Raw genomic sequence first — 17,046 nt, 5'->3', positions numbered from 1 at the left:
CTCGCTTAGGATAAATTAGTGGCCTTCAAAATTCACTAATGAGAACGGGGTTACCCCTAAATTGCGTAAGCGTTGTTCGCCGCCAAGTTCTGGCAAATTAATCACGAACGCCGCATTTTTCACTTCACCACCAAGACGTTCAACCAACTTCACGGTGGCTTCAACCGTTCCGCCTGTGGCTAATAAATCGTCAATAATCAATACGTTATCGCCCGATTGAATAGAATCTGTGTGAATTTCTAAGGTGTCTTGCCCATATTCTAACTGATAGGATTGCGCAATGGTTTCACGCGGCAATTTCCCCGGTTTACGCACTAATACAAAAGGAATATCTAAGGCTAATGCCACTGGCGCACCAAAAATAAAGCCACGGCTTTCTGTGCCGATAACTTTGGTGATGCCTTTGTCTTTGTATTGTGCCACGATTAAATCAATGGTCGCCTTGAACGCCGCTGGGGTTTCCACAAGGCTTGTAATATCACGAAAGATAATGCCTTCTTTCGGGTAGTTTGGAATGGATTTGATCGATGATTTAATCAGTTCTAATTGTTTGTTCATTTTATTACCTAAAGTGCGGTCAAATTTTCGACCGTTTTGCATAAAAAAGAGCGGCACGCATATTACCACAGATTATTAAATTTAACGATAAATATCCGCACCATCTTTTCGGGTTTTTAATAAACGCAAAATCCACACATACTGCTCTGGCGTTGGGGTAACAAATTGCTCAATTTCTTTGTTCATTTCCCGTGCCATTTGTGCAGGCTCTTCGCTAATTGGCATTGGTGGGTGAATTTCCATTTCATATTTACCACGCTCTGCGTTATAGCGCGGAAACATTGGGATCACCACAGCTTTTGCCAATTTTGCCATTTTATTCAAGCCCGGCAAGGTGGCCTTATAAGTGGCAAAAAAATCTGCATATTCACTTAATTCTTCGCCATAATCTTCATCAGGCAAATAATACCCCATTTCGCCTTTTTTTACTGCATTAAGAAAAGGTTTTATGCCATTTTGTCGAGCGTGCATTTTGCCACCAAAACGCTGGCGTGTCATCGTCCACAGCCAATCGACCAATGGGTTACGGTGGGGATTATACATTGATGTCATTGGCATTCCGTAAGTATGCAAAATGATCCCCGAGGCATCAATCGCCCAGCCGTGCGGCACCATTAAAATAATATTATGCCCCGCTGCTTTAGCTTGCTGAATATATTCAAGGCCGATAAATTCACTGCGTTGTTGTAGATGTTTTTTTGAACGCAACGCAATTTCACCAATGCCCAGCATCACTTGGCTGACGGTGATAAACATCTCATCAATTACTTTTTCGCTCTGCTGTTCTGTCCAATCAGGAAAACAATATTGCAAATTTACCCTTGCGCGATGACGTTGTTTTTTCGCTTTTTGTCCAACGAGCAAGCCTATTTTCGCCGCGATCTTATCCCTTAAGCGAAAAGGCACAAAAGCGAATAGTGCCAAGGCAAAAATACCAAGCCAAACGCCCCAATATTTTGGCAATAAAAACGCCCATTGCCATTTGGGTTCATAGCCCACGCGAGCGGTTAAGCGTACATCATCATTTTGTTGTGTCATAAAACCTCAACTAACCGAACCAGCCTTGATCATAAGCCATTTTGGCAGTCATAATAAAAGACATTATCACCACCATCGGGCGAATTAACTGTTTGCCTTTGCTTAGCACCATTTTCGCGCCTAAATTTGCGCCGATAATTTGTCCTAACATCATTACCAGCCCAGCTTCCCACCAAATTTGTCCACCAATAAGAAATAACAAAAGTGCGGCAATATTTGAGGTGAAATTTAGCACTTTGGCGTGAGCTGTGGCCTTCGCAAGATTAAAACCAAGCAACGTAACAAAAACTAAACTTAGTAATGAGCCTGTTCCCGGCCCGAAGAAACCGTCATAAAAACCAATTCCAAATCCTGCACTAAAGGCAAAAGTGGCGTAAGAAATGCGTTTATGCCGATCTTCATCACCTAAATTTGGGGTGAATAAAAAATACAAGCCAATGGCTAGCACTAAAAATGGAATGACTTTTTTAATCAACGCACTATCCACTAACTGAATAAGGATCGTGCCAAGCACTGCGCCGATAAAGGTCATTAGCACGAGCAGCCAAATTTCTTTTAAATCCACCGCTCTTTTGCGTAAAAAATAAAAGCTCGCGGAAAATGAGCCGCCGCAGGCCTGCAGTTTGTTCGTGCCTAATGCCATTGCAGGGGGAACGCCTGTCATCAATAAGGCAGGAATAGTGATTAAACCGCCACCGCCAGCAATTGCGTCAATAAATCCTGCAATAAATGCCACTAAAAATAATAACGCAATGAGATTTAGGCTGATTTCCATTTTTCGCTCCTATTTTCGCTCTTATCTTGATACGCTAAGGCTTATTCCAACCATTCGCTTTGGTTTGGCGCGTGGCTTACTTGCTGGCATAAAAATGGTTCAGGTGGACGCGCTTTGGGTTTGCTTGTTCCTGTTGAAGGTTTCGCTGGCTTAAACCAAGAATATAGCTCATCACCACAGCCCTCGCCTGCTGGGACGGGCGCTTGATTTTCGCAGTAAGTCGCACCTTTCGGGCAAGTTAAGCGAACGTGAAAATGGGAATCGTGTCCAAACCACGGACGAATTTTTTGCAACCAACTGCGATCGCCGCGCACCGTTTGGCATAATTTCAATTTAATTGCAGGATTAACGAAAATACGCGCCACTTGCTTATCTTGCGCCGCTAAACGAATTAAATTGGCGTGATTGTCATTCCATACGGAATCATCAACACGTTGCGCTTTGCGATCCACCACTAACAAGCCCATTCCCGCTGGATTTTGTGCATCTTTATCGGATAAACGCCCTAAGCGTAACCAAATATCTGCGTCCAAGCCCATTTGGTGGCTGGCGTGTCCCGTTAAAAAGCGTCCGCCCCCCGGCATTGCGATATCGCCGATAAGCATTGTTGGAATGCCTGCTGATTTAGCTTTTTTGCCTAAACGTTGCAAATAGGCAATCATATCTGGGTGTCCGTAATAGCGATTTTTGCTGGTACGGATCACTTGATAACCCTCGCCATTAAAAGGCAAAGGTTGCGCGCCGATAATACAGCCATTGCTATAAGATCCCACTGGGGTTGGCTCGCCTGCAATAGGGCGTTTGACTTTCTGCCAATATTCAGGGCCTGCCATTGCGCTGCTCGCAGAAAAAATTCCGCAAAAAAGCACCGCACTTAATAATTTGGTTAAATTTTTCATTTACATTGTGCCTTAAATCTTAATAGGTGATCGAGTAAAACAATGGCGGTCATTGCTTCCGCGATTGGCACGGCGCGAATGCCAACACAAGGATCGTGGCGACCTTTGGTGATCACTTCCACGGGTTCATTGTTAAGATTGACCGAACGCCCTGCAATGGTAATGCTCGAAGTAGGCTTTAACGCAATGGTCGCAATAATCGGTTGGCCCGAGCTAATGCCGCCTAAAATTCCCCCTGCGTGGTTAGAACAAAAACCTGCTGGCGTCATTTCGTCACGATGCTGTGTGCCTTTTTGCTCCACCACCGCAAAGCCATCACCAATTTCCACGCCTTTCACTGCATTAATGCCCATTAACGCGTGTGCCAAATCCGCATCAAGGCGATCGAAAACTGGTTCACCTAAGCCTACTGGCACATTTTCTGCCACCACGGTTAATTTAGCGCCGATGGAATTGCCTTCTTTTTTTAACTCACGGATTAATTCATCAAATTTTTCCACCGCACTTGGATCGGGGCAGAAAAATGGGTTGCTGTTTACTTGCTGCCAGTCAATTTGAGCAATGTTTTCTACCGTTTTCGGATCAATTTTCACTGAGCCAATTTGCGAAAGATAACCACGCACTTCAATGCCAAAATGTTCACGCAGATATTTTTTCGCGATTGCCCCAGCGGCCACACGCATTGCTGTTTCGCGAGCGGAAGAACGTCCACCACCACGATAATCACGCAAGCCGTATTTTTGTTGGTAAGTATAATCAGCGTGACCGGGGCGGAAACGATCTTTGATTTCACCATAATCTTGCGAGCGTTGATCGGCATTTTTGATGATCATTCCAATGCTCGTGCCTGTGGTTTTCCCTTCAAATACCCCTGAGAGAATTTGCACTTCGTCATCTTCCCGTCTTGGTGTGGTGTAACGTGAAGTACCGGGTTTACGGCGATCCAAATCTGGCTGAATGTCCTGTTCTGAAAGTTCAAGCTCCGGTGGTACGCCGTCCACAATACAGCCCAAGGCAACGCCGTGGGATTCACCAAAGGTGGTTACGCGAAAAAGTTGTCCAATACTGTTTCCTGCCATTATTTTTCCTTATTTATTCCTTATGATTTCGCTAAATTTTCTGACACGATTTTTATTTCTTGCGATGTGGTTGGATTTTTAATGAACACATCAAGCTGATTGAAGGCAATTTCCACATTATGCGCGGCAAATAGCTCATCAATACGGCGATTCACATAATCGATGGTTCGGGTGCGTTCATTTAGGTTACCCACATAAACACGCAGTTCGTGATCCAAGGTACTTGCGCCAAAAGTTAAGAAGTATGCCACAGGCTCTGGATCTTTCAAAACATATTCACATTCATCAGCGGCTTGCAATAATAAACGTTTCACTAATTCTAAATCTGAGCCATAAGCCACGCCTACGCTTAACACCACGCGCGTCATTGAATCAGTCAATGCCCAGTTGATCAAGCGTTCTGTTACGAAAGCTTTATTTGGCACGATCACTTCTTTTTTATCAAAATCGATCAAGGTGGTAGAACGAATACGGATTTTCGATACCGTGCCTGAATATTCACCAATGGTTACCACATCGCCAATCCGCACCGGGCGTTCAAATAAGATGATAATCCCCGAAATAAAGTTGGCGAAAATTTCTTGTAAACCGAAACCTAAACCTACCGAAAGTGCGGCAAATAACCATTGCAATTTTGACCACGACATTCCTAACACGGAAAACGCTGCGCCGCCGCCAATAGCAATAATAAAATAGGTCAGCAAGGTGGTGATGGTATAAGGCGTTCCTTGCGAAAAACTCATTCGTGAAAATACTAAAACTTCAAGCAAGCCGCCAATATTTTTCACTAACGCATAAGTACCGATGATAATAATCAAAGCAAATAATAAATTCAGTAAGGTGATGGATTCGCTCACCGTGCCAGTTTCTGTTACCACCTGTTGTTGCCACAAGGTTACCCCTTCTAAATAATAGGCAACGGTGATGAGATCAGACCACACCCAATAAAATAAGCCAAATAAGGCTAGCCATAATAAGAGATCCACCACGCTTTTCACTTGGCTTTTCACTTGCGAAATAGCTAAGCTTTCTTCGCGTGAATAATCAGAGTTCAGATCATTATTATTGTCTTCTTTTTGCGCTTGTTGTGCTTGAATTTTCTCTTGTAAGCGTCGGTAGGCAAGCCGTCTTGCCGATACAGTAAAGCCACGATACACCACATCGCGCGCAATCATCCAAATTACCAACACAAAATAAGAGGAGATCAAATGTTCCATCAAATTCAGTGCGGTGTAATAGTAACCCATTACGATCAACACGATTAATGCGATCGGTGCGATCACTAATACAATGCGTGAAAACTTGAATAAATAGCTCCGCTCTCCCGCTTGTTCTTGGGTTTTCTGATAAATGCTTACTGCATAGCGTAAACGTGGCCCTACGATGAAAAGAGAAATCACTAAAATTGAGATGGTTAGCACTTCACCAATAACATCATTGGTAATTCCTGCATCTAAATTCGTAAAAATAGATGCATTCAGCCATAACGCATAAATCCAAACAGAACGTTTAGAAACAGAATAAAACAGCTGCACATTAGATTGCGGCATATTAAAGTGGCGATAGGCTAATCCATTAGGACGGAGCATTGCCAAGATAAAAGCAAAAAATAGCCAATACCCCGCCATTCTGAAAGACCACACCCAAAATGGTTCTGGCTTCTCAAAACAGATCGAGGCAATCAGAATTAAGGCTGACAAGAAAATGAAGGTAGAACGCAAGCATAAAATTAGCGTCCAAAAAATCGCTTCTGGTGTATAACGTTGTCGCTCGCCTTTTAACGTGTTGATCTTACTATTGATATAAGCCAAACGTTGAGTGATTTTCTCTTTTCGCCATTGAATAAGTGCGGTGAAAATCATTAATAAAATAACTAACACTGCGGTTGGCAGCAAGTTGTCTTTCCAGTTAGAAAAATTGATTAAACGCTTAATATCTTGCAACTGATATTTCACTTTTGGCAAGAAATTGGTAAACCAATCCATATCCAACGGCGGATTACTTCTCACCCAGAAACTTTGCTGTTGTAATTTTCCCTGCAAGGCATCACTAATTGCGGTAACCTGTTGCTGATTTAATTCAATATTAATGGCTAAATTTAGCTGATTATTCAAATTCGTAATAGAATCTGATAATAATTTACGCCGCTCTTGCAAAATTGTCGTAAGCTGGCTTTTTTCATCATCAGTTAAATGGGTATTCGTGCTTTTTTCTAAATTAGAAATATAACTTTGGGTATCGTATAAATTATCCCGCAACTCTGTTAAATCAAAAATCTGTACGCGTAAATCGGTGATTTGTTTTGGCAAACCACGGATCATTTGATCCTGTGGTAACAGTTGTTTTTGCTTATTAATAATGCGCGAAAGCACCAATGTGCCTTGCAACGCACTAATTTGTTCATTAATGTTCCGTTCTGTTTGTTGCAAATTATCCAGCACGCTCTTTATTCTCAAACTATCTTGTGATAGTGCATTTAGCTGAGCGGTTTGTTTCACCAAATCTTGGCTAATTCGCACATTTTGGTTTTGCTGTTCTACAATAATGGGATTGCTATCTTGTACATTCGTTTGCGATTGCTTTAACTGTTCTGCTTGTTGGCGAGTTTCTTGCAAATTCTTTTCATTAATCACCTCTTGCAACATAGAAAGCTTAGTTTGCAACTGTTGTTGCATCAAATTTTTTTGCTCTAATTGGATTGTATAAAGCGAGGTAAGATCATTGTTGCCCTGCAACAACATTTGGTTATAGGTGTTTTGTAAACCGATCAAGACCAGTTCAGTTTCTAATTTCGTTTTTTCAACCGAATCTGCTGCTGTAATGCCAAATAGCAATTTATCAATTTCTTGTGAACGAATTAAATTTGCACTCAAGGCAGACTGCGCACGCTCTGGTGCAGCTCGCTGACTTACTAACTGCGCATTAATTGCTAGCAAATCCGTCTGGATTTGTTGCAAATTTTGTTGCGTGGCAATAGATTGCGTTTGTAAATCGGTAAGTGATAATTTCTCGAAATCTTGTAACGTAACAGGAGCGGCATTTTTTAATTTATCCACCGCAACTTGTAAATCTGCAACCTGTTTCGGGGCGTTATCCACCAATTTACTTAAAGCAGCGTTATCGGCTTTTTGCTTTTCAATATTTCCAAGCAAAGTGAGCGTTTCCTCTAGGTTTTGCACCAAGATTTTATTATTCACATCACTTTGATCTGACTCTTTCGCCGCAGCAAGCTGTGTTTGAATATCCGCTTCTTTTGGTAACGCCGCCCAACTTGCAGAAGCCCAAATCAAGGACAGAAAAAAGATCGCAAAAATACGCTCAATCAGTTTCATTTTATTTTCCTAGTAATTCTTTTAACGCCATTTTTAACGCATTGCGTGAAATTTTAATTGTTCCCTGTTGCTGGCATTGTGCCACATCTAGCGGAAAATAGTGTATGGGTTGCTTAAATTTTTCTAATCTTGTGGCAAGCCAAATGCGTAAATTTTCCACCGCACTTTGGCTAAATCCATTAGCAAACTCAACCATTGCTGCAGGTCGCTGACCAAATTCACTGTCCTCCACTGGCAAGATAAACACTTGTTTTATTTCAGGATAATGCAAGATTATCCGTTCAATCTCTTCAGGCTGAATGTTCTCACCGCCTGAAATAAACATATTGTCTAAACGCCCTAAAATGCGTAACTCGCCATTTTTCCATTCGCCTAGATCTTTGGTATGAAGCCAGCCGTCTTGTTGCACTAAGGGGAATATTTCGCCCTGTTGCCAATAGCCTAGCCCTAAGCCTGCGCCACGCAAACAAATTTCACCATCAATGAGTTCAAGTTCTCGCCCTTTAAGTGGCAAGCCCACACCATTATATTGATCGCTTTTTTTCGCGCAAACCGTGGACGCCATTTCCGTCATTCCATAGCCTGAATAACAAGTCAGCTGATATTGCGCGGCTTGTTGTGTTAAAGCAAGGGGAATATGGCTACCGCCCAATAAAATATGTTGCGTTTGAATAGTTTGTTCAGGGCGTTGTTGTAAATAAGCGATAAACCGTTGCAATTGGGTTGGCACAAGGGAAAGATGAGAAACGCTAGCCGCTTCCGTATAAAAATCTTCATTTGGTAAATGCAGCCTTGCCCCTGCGTACAGCCAGCGCCACACAATGCCTTGGCCCGAAACGTGATATAAAGGCAAAGAAAGCAACCACGCATTTTCAGCCCCAAACGCCATTAACTCACACACGCCTTGCGCATTATCCAAATGCCCTTGTACAGTATGCACCACGGCTTTAGGGTTGCCCGTTGAACCTGATGTGAGCGTCATTGTAGCTGGGCGGTTGGGATCGTAATCCACCATTGCCTGTTCTTTTAATGCGGAAAAAAAATGTGGCAAGTCCGATGAAATCAAAAGTGCGGTGCAATTTTGCAACGTTTTTTCGCCCTTAGGATCGTAATAAAACGGCACTGCTGCATTTTCACATAATTGCGTGATCTTTTCTGCGGGAAAGGCAGGATTAATCCCCAGCACTCTTGCACCAAGCTGAATCCCTGCCAAATAGGCAAGCAATAAGGCAAAACTATTTTTTCCGCACAATGCGATGCCATCGCCAGCGTTTACCCCTTGCTGAGAAAACGCATAAGCCACAGCATTAATTTTTTCGCTAAGTTGTCGCCAAGAAAAAAGTTCGCCTTGCTCATTACGCAAGGCTACTTTGTGTTGATAATCAGGCTGAGCGGCATAATGTTGCCAAAGATATGTCATTGTAATGCCAATTAATTTGCAGTGAAAAACGACCGCACTTCTTCTATTAATTCTTCTGGCAAGTGCATTGATTGCATCGCCCCTTCCAGCATTAACATCTTGCGCCCGCTGTTCGTATTGGTGATCACCCAATATGGTGTATCAGGGATTTGTTTTGGCTTAGTGTGATTACCCGCCATTAATAACGTACCTTCATCACGTGCAAAATAAACCCGCGTACGGCCTTGTAAGGATTCCGTAGCCTGCGCAAAACTTTCTGGATTGGTGCGATACAGCACACGTAAAATAGCTAAGAAACGTACCACTGCTTTGCTTTCTTGCTGGAAATCGGCAGACTGGAGCAACTCACGAACTTTCCCTACCACTTTTTGGATTGATTCTTGTGGCTGTTTTCTTCTTGTTACTTTTTCTTGCGTTACAGGCTTTTCTTCATTTTTCTCTTTAGATGAAGGTGTATTAGGCATTTCCACCACTGATTGCTTATTGGCGGAAATCGCTGGCTCAGAAGAAAGCCCATTGTCCGCACGCACGCTGGGGAAATTGAGTAAACGGCGTAAAATATCAGACGCACTTTCCCCAATGGATTGTGTGTTACTTGCAATGTACTGATAGAGTTCTTCATCTACTTCAATAATTTTCATTTTTTCACTCCAGTTGCTTGATCTCTTTACGCTTTTGCAACATTATAGCGATTTATTTCCAAATACTCACGCAAAAATTATGTCGCAAACACAATTACTCAATTTTCAATTTCATCAATTAAAACAACCTACTAGCAACCCTACCTTAGTTTTTATTCACGGCTTATTTGGCGATATGAATAATTTAGGGGTGATCGCACGTGCTTTTTCGGAACATTACCCTATTTTACGTGTAGATTTACGCAATCACGGACAGAGTTTTCATTCTGAATCAATGAATTATGAATTAATGGCAGAAGATCTATTGGCGACCATTGAACATTTAGAGCTAAAAAAAGTGATCTTAATCGGCCATTCTATGGGCGGAAAAACCGCAATGAAAGCCGCCGCACTTCGCCCTGATTTAGTGGAAAAATTGATCATTATTGATATTGCACCCGTGAAATATGGCGAACACGGCCACGATAGTATTTTTGCTGGATTATTTGCGGTTAAAGCCGCGCAACCTGAAACTCGCCAACAGGCCAAACCAATTTTAAGCCAACATATCCCGCAAGAAAGCATTCAGCAATTTATGCTGAAATCTTTTGATGGCCAATCAGCGGAAAAATTTCGCTTTAATTTAACCGCACTTAAACAAAATTATGCCAATATTATGGATTGGCAAACTTGTTTTTACCCCAACCCTACCCTATTTATTAAAGGTGGGCAGTCGGATTATATTCAGCCAGAATATAGTGAGCAGATTTTAGCACAATTTCCGCAAGCCACGTCCTTTACCATTAACGGCAGCGGACATTGGGTACACGCGGAAAAACCAGAAGCTATTATTCGCATTATTCAGCGTTTTTTAGATAGCCAATGACAATCTCACCAATCAAAGGTTGAGGGTTTTAATCAACTATGAATTGTGATATAGTTCGCGGTCATTAGTAGTTGTAGCTTATCATTCTCAATTAGCTACATTTTAACCAGTTCAGTGATTTGAAAAATGGCAAAACAAGATGCAGATTGCATAACCTTAGATCTGTTTGCTAACACACCCAAAGTGGGACGCCCAAAAACAAATCCGCTGACCAGAGAACAGCAGCTCCGTATCAACAAACGCAACCAGCTTAAACGGGATAAATCCTGCGGGTTAAAGCGTGTTGAATTAAAATTACATACGGACATTGTTCAACAATTAGAAGATTTAGCGTCTGTACAGCGTGTTAGTCGTTCAGAGTTAATCGTAACGATTTTACAAGAATATTTTAAATTTCAAGAACATAGGAAATAAAAATGGCTATCGTTGGTTTATTTTATGGTAGTGACACGGGCAATACTGAAAACATTGCACGAATGATTCAAAAACAATTAGGCTCAGAAGTGGTGGATATTCGTGATATCGCCAAAAGCACAAAAGAAGATATCGAAGCCTATGACTTTTTAATGATTGGTATCCCAACTTGGTACTATGGCGAAGCACAGTGCGACTGGGACGATTTTTTCCCAACCTTAGAAGAAATTGACTTCACCGATAAATTAGTGGCCATTTTTGGTTGTGGCGACCAAGAAGACTATGCCGAATATTTCTGCGATGCAATGGGAACGGTACGTAATATTATCGAACCGAAAGGCGCGATTATCGTAGGTCATTGGCCAACAGAAGGTTACACCTTTGAAGTTTCACAAGCATTAGTTGATGAAAACACCTTTGTTGGTTTATGTATTGATGAAGATCGTCAGCCAGAACTCACCACAGAACGTGTTGAGAAATGGACAAAACAAGTTTTTGATGAAATGTGTTTAGCTGAGTTAGTTGAATAACCCACCAAGAGCAAAAGAAAGGAAACATTATGTCTGAAGAAAATATCAAACTTCTTAAAAAAGCGGGGTTAAAAATCACCGAACCACGCTTAACGATTTTAGCGTTAATGCAAGAACATAGTATGTCGCATTTTTCTGCAGAAGATGTTTATAAACTATTGCTTGAACGTGGTGAAGATATTGGCTTAGCCACCGTTTACCGTGTGCTTAATCAATTTGACGAAGCAAATATCCTGATTCGCCATAATTTTGAAGGAAATAAATCTGTTTTTGAACTTGCACCGAGCGAGCATCACGATCACATTATTTGCGTGGATTGTGGCAAAGTGTTTGAATTTAATGATGAAATCATTGAACAACGACAAAAACAAATCAGTGAACAACACGGTATTAAGTTAAAAACCCACAGTTTATATCTTTACGGAAAATGTAGTGATATTGATAACTGTGATGAAAAAGAGAAAAAATAATCTCGTTTTCTCCAAAAACTTACAAAAAAATCACCGCTCTTTGATCTGCTCCCAAAAAGTTGGATATCATCCACGAATTAAGGAGCAGATTTTTTATGAGAAAACATTATTCAACAGAATTTAAACTATGGACGATTTCCTTAGCCTCTGAGAAAGGCATGAGCCTCCATCAGGCAGAGGAATATTGCAGTCTTTCCAACTATCCATAATCAAATTGTGATTTGGTCACTGCTCATTAAAATATGGTATTAATGGGCTAATTCGTCAGCTAGAAGTTATAATATCTTTCGCCAATGATGGATTTGGTGAACCATGAGATTATTGCCTACCAAATCGGGCGGCCACAAAGTTTTGGCTTAGTATCGAAAATACTTAAAGAAGCCTTGTTAAGCGAGTTTCTGGCGCGGTACCGCTGATTTATAACGACTAAGGTTGTCTTATCAACTGGCTGCTTAGTGAGAAATATTGGTGGATGAAAAGGGAGTACCAAAGGCGATTCAGGGTATGAGTTGTAAGGAAAATTGCTATGATAATGCGGTGATAGAAAGTGTTTTAGCATTGTGAAATCAAAATGTTTTTACCCGAATCGTTTTGCTAATGTCCCGGAGCTAAAGGTGGCACTGCAAGTATATTCACTATTATAATGAGCTACGGATTCAACCACATTAAACAAATTGAACTCTGTATAATACAGAGCTCAATATTTAAACTTCCTAGATGTCTAGGATTTGGGATGCAGATCAAAGTGCGGTATTTTTTTTCGTAGATTTTTAGCTGTTATTTCATAGCAATCAATCTCACTTTACAAGGGGTTGCGTCTGTGGTTTGGGTGGAAACTAAGGTGTTTTCCCCTTTCACTTCAGCTTTGGCGCATTGGCTAGCTTGGGTGAGTTGCCATTTGCCTTTTGCCGTTACACTAGAATGCTGTGGTTGAGAAGGGGTTTTACGCCAAGTGCGAGAATAAATGCTCACTTCCACTTGTTTGCCGTCTTTCACTTGATCTTCTTCCGTGCCTTGATAGAAAGCAAAATCAGGGTTCACAATAGATAGATCAAGATAATCCTTGCCTGCTTCGTTGCCTTGTTGAGCCATTGCCATTAGCGGTTGGCTTGCCCCAAGCAATATGCCGCCCACGTCTTTTTGCTCTGCTTCAAAATAGGCATAGCCTTCTTGACCACTACGCTTATCACGCACTGCGTGTAATTTGCTGCTGTGGGATAATTTTTGGTAATCCACTCCTTCATCAGCGTTTGGTGCAATGAGTACGGCATATTCATATTGCCCATTTTCTGGAGCTTTGCCGTGATCTAACACTGCACTAGCAAATTTGCCTTGGGTTGGTTTATCGTTGCGATCGTCAACAGATTCTTGTTCTTGATAACGCACCGTCAATTTTTGCCCTGCGCTCACATAATAGCGGTTGCCCGCAGGATCTGCCAAAGTAACAGGGCCGGATAATTCTTCCACTGTCCCTAAGGTTGCCAATGGTTTTCCATTGATAAACATTGGTTTAAGATCTGCGACATTATGCTGGAACAAGGTGGTTTCCGTTGCGTGCTGTTTGTCATCATTACGAATATCCGATCCTAAGGCGATAATTTGATTATCAAAAAGGAAGTAGGATTTTTTCGCGAACAAGGATTCTTGCTGATATTTGCTATGGCCGCGCAATTTCATTGCATACATACTATTGTTATGCAGATCCGTTCCACCTGCGTAGGTTTCGGTAGAAAGCAGCATTTCTTCCAATCCTGCGGCTGGGAGCTGTGATAATTTGGCTCTTAACTCAGGGTATGGCAGATGAATGGTTGTGGTGCCAGGGAAACGATTCCAGTCCCAACCGTCATAGCGATAGCCACGATCATTGAAATGCTCAGGAATGATTTCTAACGCACCGTAGGACATATAACGTCCATACAGATTGTTTTTTTCGTAGGATTCATTGCCAACTAAATAACGACTAAATCCTCGTGCAATGGCAAGCCAAGAAAGTTTTGGATCATCTTGGTGACGACGCTGAACCACCATCGAGGCGTAATTCATTGCCCAGGCTCCAGTAGGCTCTGCTGCGGCTGGCACACCTTCAAACTCTGCTTTATGTTCAAGCGCGGCATAAATGGCGGCAAAAGTGCGGTTGATTTTTGCCGAATTTTTTTCATCGCCCGCTAAAGCAAACCATTTATAAGGCGCAGAGGCAATGGAGAATTTCCCTGTTGGATGGCGGCCACTAATTACAATAGGGATATGCCCTTCTTTGGTATAAACCCACATTTTATACAACACATCATCAAGACGTTTTTTCGCCTCTTGAGTAAGTGCATAAGGTGTTCCACTAATTGCATAAACAACAGGAGAAAGCCCTGTAAACGCATCTTTTCCATAGGCTGTATAATGCTGTGAATGGTGGAACATTGAACCATCAGGCTTAAACCCACCGGCAACCCCTTGAGATTGTAAAACAGTCGTACTCAACCAATGTGAAAACTGTTTTAACAGCCCAGCACGTTGATTTTCATTCGGTAATAATAAAATACTTTTCAACATCCATTGCAGTTGCGTATTAAGAATATCTACATTCGCTTCTACAATACTGCTATCTGGTTCAAAAATACGTCCAGCCCCACTAAACCACGCCATTGCACCTTGAGCTTGTTCCAGCAATCCTTGCTGAGATAACAAATCTCTCATTAAGAACCAGGCATCAAAAATTTCTCGATTTTGATACCCCATATGGCTCACAATTTGAATACTACTACCTCGTACAAAACCTTGATCAAATAAATAACGGGTGGCGAGTAAGAATTGTGCTTCCAGCTGTTGGCGTTGTTCATCTGTCAGTTTGCCTGTACGCAAGGCTTTTGCACTTTCTAACATCACTTTGCCCAGCTCGCGCATTGACACAGAACTCAGTAGAAACGCTTGATCTTGTTTGCTAAACACCTGTGCGTTCTTCATAAATTTTTGTCGCGCAGGGAAATCCAGCATCGCGCCTTGGATTACGCCATTTTTTTCACTAATATTAAACGCCTGATATTTCTGCAAAATTTGTGAAAAATCCACCGCACTTGGTTTATCTGCAAACACATTTAGCACTTGTTCAAAGCGTTGATAAATGCTTTCGCTTTGCGGATCAGAATGAAAGCTCGTATTAAAATCAAAATGTGGGTAATTTTTGCTTAGCATTCGATCATACATCAGCAAGCCATTCCAGTTTTTATTCACCGCCGTGCTTGCCGCTGGGTTCACAAAATCCGCTTGATAATCTGGAATTGGGTAACGATTATCTACTGGTACGTTGAATAAAAGCTGATCTAAATAAAGCGATCCCGCTTCATCAGGCGCTTGGATCACCAATTTATCTAGGTTTGTTACCTTTTCGCCTTGCATATCACGAAATGGCACGGCAATACCACGCCAGCCGACAAAATCTAAATTAATTTTAAAGGATTTTTTCACCTGGCCATTTTGTTCAAAGGCAAATTGCAAAGGCTGCTTTAAGGCTTTATCGTTATAAAGCCATAGCATAAAGGTCTGCGGTAAAATATCGTCATTTTGTGAAAAATCTAAATTTTGCGCAAAAACCAACCGCCCTTTCGGCTCGAATTGCCAATGCAACGCCTGCTTACCGTCCTTGTAATGCAACGTACTCGGCGCAACCTGTCCATTGGTTACCGTTAAATAAGCTGGTGGCTGTGCATTTTCAAAAAAATCCCACGCATAATTCGCCGCATTAACACTGCCTGCAATAACGCAGGCAGTTAATAGGCTCAGCTTTGGAAATAAGCTCGCTTTCATAGGTTCTCCCTTAGAATAAGAAACGGAAGCCCGTGTAGTATTGGTTTACATATTTATTATGTACATTTACGTTGCTGATATTGCGATCACGCCCAAATTCGATAAAGGTGATCAAGTTTTTGATTGGACGATAATCCAGCCCTAAGGTGTAACCGTGATTTACATTTTCACCACGTTTTTCATAACGGAATTGGCTATAACCTGCAAATTTTGGCGTGATGAAATATTTTGCTGCGAGGAAATGTCTTTTTTCTTTTACTGCATTAGTGTCAAGATAGTTCGCGCGTTGTAGATCTTTTAATTCACCATAGTTATAAGCAACTTCCAAATTACGGTATTTCACTTCACCTGCCACACGCCACGCAGAGCGGTTTACAGCTTTTTCAATCCAAGATTTATTTGCTCCAGTGCTGTCTGGTGCTGAGAATTGGTGGCTATCGTAGTTATCACGAGTGTACCCTGCTCTAAAACGGACACGCCAGTCATCATTTAATTTATTCGTATAATATAACGCAAGCCCATAACCATTTTTTAAGTGCTTAGGTGAGTTATCAACGCCTTTTTCAGATGAACCAAATAAATAATCAGCACCAAACTGGAAACCAGCAAATTCCACGGTTCTGAAATGTGCCCCTTTCTCAGTGGAAGCGGTAAGTGGGTTACGTCCACTTCCCCCTAATTGCCAGTCTCCTAACATAATGGCATCACCATTGGTTGGTAGGCGACCTAAATATAAACGCCCTACGGATTTGTGTTCTACACCAAGATACAGTTGTGCAGTACGCGGCTCGCCAAAGCCTGAATGATTGCTACCGTTAGCATCTTTCCCATTAAAAACAATTCTGGTTTTACCGATCAATCGTAAATCTTCTGTCATTTCTTGTGCAAAGATAAAATCCACTCGCGAACCACGATCTCGCAAGTCTGAGCGTTCTCCTTCCGTATGTGCAAGCATTGGTCTAAATTGCCCGTTGAGCTGCACGCTCGTGCCATCTTTTTTATAAATTTCTACCGCACTTGCTGTGCTTGTTGCTGCGAGAAGTGAAAGCGCAAGAAGAGAAAGTGATTTTTTCATATAGCAATAATCCTTATTATTCATTGTGAAAAGACACCTCAAATTAAATACGATTAATCTGAGCCATTGCGATGTTCAAGCTGGTTAAATACAACACAAAAGTAACTAAAACTGATCATTCGTTATTATGATAGGCAAATATTTCAATGGAGAAA

The 17,046-nt window shown here is 41.7% G+C and carries 14 protein-coding genes; 4 read left to right on the top strand and 10 right to left on the bottom strand.

The features are described 5' to 3' along the window. Positions 1-15 precede the first annotated feature (15 nt). The 8 genes from apt to seqA form a co-directional block, all read right to left on the bottom strand. Entirely contained in the window at positions 16-558 is a 543-nt protein-coding gene (apt, locus tag ACNAV8_RS08770; RefSeq protein ID WP_103852691.1) for an adenine phosphoribosyltransferase, read from the bottom strand. Between the two features lie 81 nt (positions 559-639). Then, the gene (gene lpxM, locus ACNAV8_RS08765) at positions 640-1,596 is read right to left on the bottom strand and encodes a lauroyl-Kdo(2)-lipid IV(A) myristoyltransferase (RefSeq protein WP_103855630.1); all 957 of its coding nucleotides are present in this window, start codon (positions 1,594-1,596) and stop codon (positions 640-642) included. Between the two features lie 10 nt (positions 1,597-1,606). Next, on the bottom strand, positions 1,607-2,371 hold the full coding sequence (locus ACNAV8_RS08760; protein ID WP_415777586.1) for a TSUP family transporter: 765 nt from the start codon (positions 2,369-2,371) through the stop codon (positions 1,607-1,609). 41 nt (positions 2,372-2,412) lie between these two features. Continuing rightward, the gene (mepA, locus tag ACNAV8_RS08755) at positions 2,413-3,270 is read right to left on the bottom strand and encodes a penicillin-insensitive murein endopeptidase (protein WP_103855629.1); all 858 of its coding nucleotides are present in this window, start codon (positions 3,268-3,270) and stop codon (positions 2,413-2,415) included. Beyond that, positions 3,267-4,349 (bottom strand): chorismate synthase, encoded by a 1,083-nt coding sequence (aroC, locus tag ACNAV8_RS08750; RefSeq protein WP_103855628.1) that lies wholly within the window; start codon positions 4,347-4,349, stop codon positions 3,267-3,269. Before aroC ends, mepA begins: the two co-directional genes overlap by 4 nt. Before the next feature lie 20 nt (positions 4,350-4,369). Then, a complete protein-coding gene (mscK, locus tag ACNAV8_RS08745) occupies positions 4,370-7,681 on the bottom strand; it encodes a mechanosensitive channel MscK (RefSeq protein WP_415777585.1) in 3,312 nt (1,103 codons plus the stop codon). Between the two features lies 1 nt (position 7,682). After that, complete coding sequence (gene menE / locus ACNAV8_RS08740) at positions 7,683-9,101, bottom strand: o-succinylbenzoate--CoA ligase (protein ID WP_103855627.1); 1,419 nt, start codon at positions 9,099-9,101, stop codon at positions 7,683-7,685. Positions 9,102-9,112: 11 nt separating this feature from the next. Further along, positions 9,113-9,742, bottom strand: coding sequence for a replication initiation negative regulator SeqA (gene seqA / locus ACNAV8_RS08735; protein ID WP_103855626.1), 630 nt, complete (start codon positions 9,740-9,742; stop codon positions 9,113-9,115). Between the two features lie 79 nt (positions 9,743-9,821). Between seqA and ACNAV8_RS08730 the strand changes: the two genes are divergently transcribed. From ACNAV8_RS08730 to fur, 4 genes are all read left to right on the top strand, one after another. Further along, entirely contained in the window at positions 9,822-10,607 is a 786-nt protein-coding gene (locus ACNAV8_RS08730; RefSeq protein WP_103855625.1) for an alpha/beta fold hydrolase, read from the top strand. 126 nt (positions 10,608-10,733) lie between these two features. Beyond that, positions 10,734-11,021 carry a LexA regulated protein gene (gene ybfE, locus ACNAV8_RS08725; RefSeq protein ID WP_103855624.1) on the top strand — a complete coding sequence of 96 codons (288 nt, stop codon included), beginning with the start codon at positions 10,734-10,736 and terminating at the stop codon, positions 11,019-11,021. A 2-nt stretch (positions 11,022-11,023) separates the two neighbouring features. Further along, positions 11,024-11,551 carry a flavodoxin FldA gene (gene fldA, locus ACNAV8_RS08720; protein ID WP_415777584.1) on the top strand — a complete coding sequence of 176 codons (528 nt, stop codon included), beginning with the start codon at positions 11,024-11,026 and terminating at the stop codon, positions 11,549-11,551. Positions 11,552-11,580: 29 nt separating this feature from the next. Further along, on the top strand, positions 11,581-12,021 hold the full coding sequence (fur, locus tag ACNAV8_RS08715) for a ferric iron uptake transcriptional regulator (RefSeq protein WP_103852677.1): 441 nt from the start codon (positions 11,581-11,583) through the stop codon (positions 12,019-12,021). A 777-nt stretch (positions 12,022-12,798) separates the two neighbouring features. Here the strand turns inward: fur and ACNAV8_RS08710 are convergent. Together ACNAV8_RS08710 and ACNAV8_RS08705 are read right to left on the bottom strand one after the other, a co-directional pair. Further along, positions 12,799-15,816, bottom strand: coding sequence for a chondroitinase family polysaccharide lyase (locus tag ACNAV8_RS08710; RefSeq protein WP_415777583.1), 3,018 nt, complete (start codon positions 15,814-15,816; stop codon positions 12,799-12,801). A gap of 10 nt (positions 15,817-15,826) precedes the next feature. Further along, positions 15,827-16,891 (bottom strand): porin, encoded by a 1,065-nt coding sequence (locus ACNAV8_RS08705; protein ID WP_415777582.1) that lies wholly within the window; start codon positions 16,889-16,891, stop codon positions 15,827-15,829. Positions 16,892-17,046: the final 155 nt, after the last annotated feature.

The organism is Avibacterium endocarditidis, from assembly GCF_965138825.1.
Classification (GTDB): domain Bacteria; phylum Pseudomonadota; class Gammaproteobacteria; order Enterobacterales; family Pasteurellaceae; genus Avibacterium; species Avibacterium endocarditidis.
This window is presented reverse-complemented; position numbering and strand designations above follow the sequence as displayed.

Coding starts and splice junctions, on each gene's coding strand:
- apt (WP_103852691.1), bottom strand. CDS start 558: ATGAACAAACAATTAGAACTGATTAAATCATCGATCAAATCCATTCCA.
- lpxM (WP_103855630.1), bottom strand. CDS start 1,596: ATGACACAACAAAATGATGATGTACGCTTAACCGCTCGCGTGGGCTAT.
- ACNAV8_RS08760 (WP_415777586.1), bottom strand. CDS start 2,371: ATGGAAATCAGCCTAAATCTCATTGCGTTATTATTTTTAGTGGCATTT.
- mepA (WP_103855629.1), bottom strand. CDS start 3,270: ATGAAAAATTTAACCAAATTATTAAGTGCGGTGCTTTTTTGCGGAATT.
- aroC (WP_103855628.1), bottom strand. CDS start 4,349: ATGGCAGGAAACAGTATTGGACAACTTTTTCGCGTAACCACCTTTGGT.
- mscK (WP_415777585.1), bottom strand. CDS start 7,681: ATGAAACTGATTGAGCGTATTTTTGCGATCTTTTTTCTGTCCTTGATT.
- menE (WP_103855627.1), bottom strand. CDS start 9,101: ATGACATATCTTTGGCAACATTATGCCGCTCAGCCTGATTATCAACAC.
- seqA (WP_103855626.1), bottom strand. CDS start 9,742: ATGAAAATTATTGAAGTAGATGAAGAACTCTATCAGTACATTGCAAGT.
- ACNAV8_RS08730 (WP_103855625.1), top strand. CDS start 9,822: ATGTCGCAAACACAATTACTCAATTTTCAATTTCATCAATTAAAACAA.
- ybfE (WP_103855624.1), top strand. CDS start 10,734: ATGGCAAAACAAGATGCAGATTGCATAACCTTAGATCTGTTTGCTAAC.
- fldA (WP_415777584.1), top strand. CDS start 11,024: ATGGCTATCGTTGGTTTATTTTATGGTAGTGACACGGGCAATACTGAA.
- fur (WP_103852677.1), top strand. CDS start 11,581: ATGTCTGAAGAAAATATCAAACTTCTTAAAAAAGCGGGGTTAAAAATC.
- ACNAV8_RS08710 (WP_415777583.1), bottom strand. CDS start 15,816: ATGAAAGCGAGCTTATTTCCAAAGCTGAGCCTATTAACTGCCTGCGTT.
- ACNAV8_RS08705 (WP_415777582.1), bottom strand. CDS start 16,891: ATGAAAAAATCACTTTCTCTTCTTGCGCTTTCACTTCTCGCAGCAACA.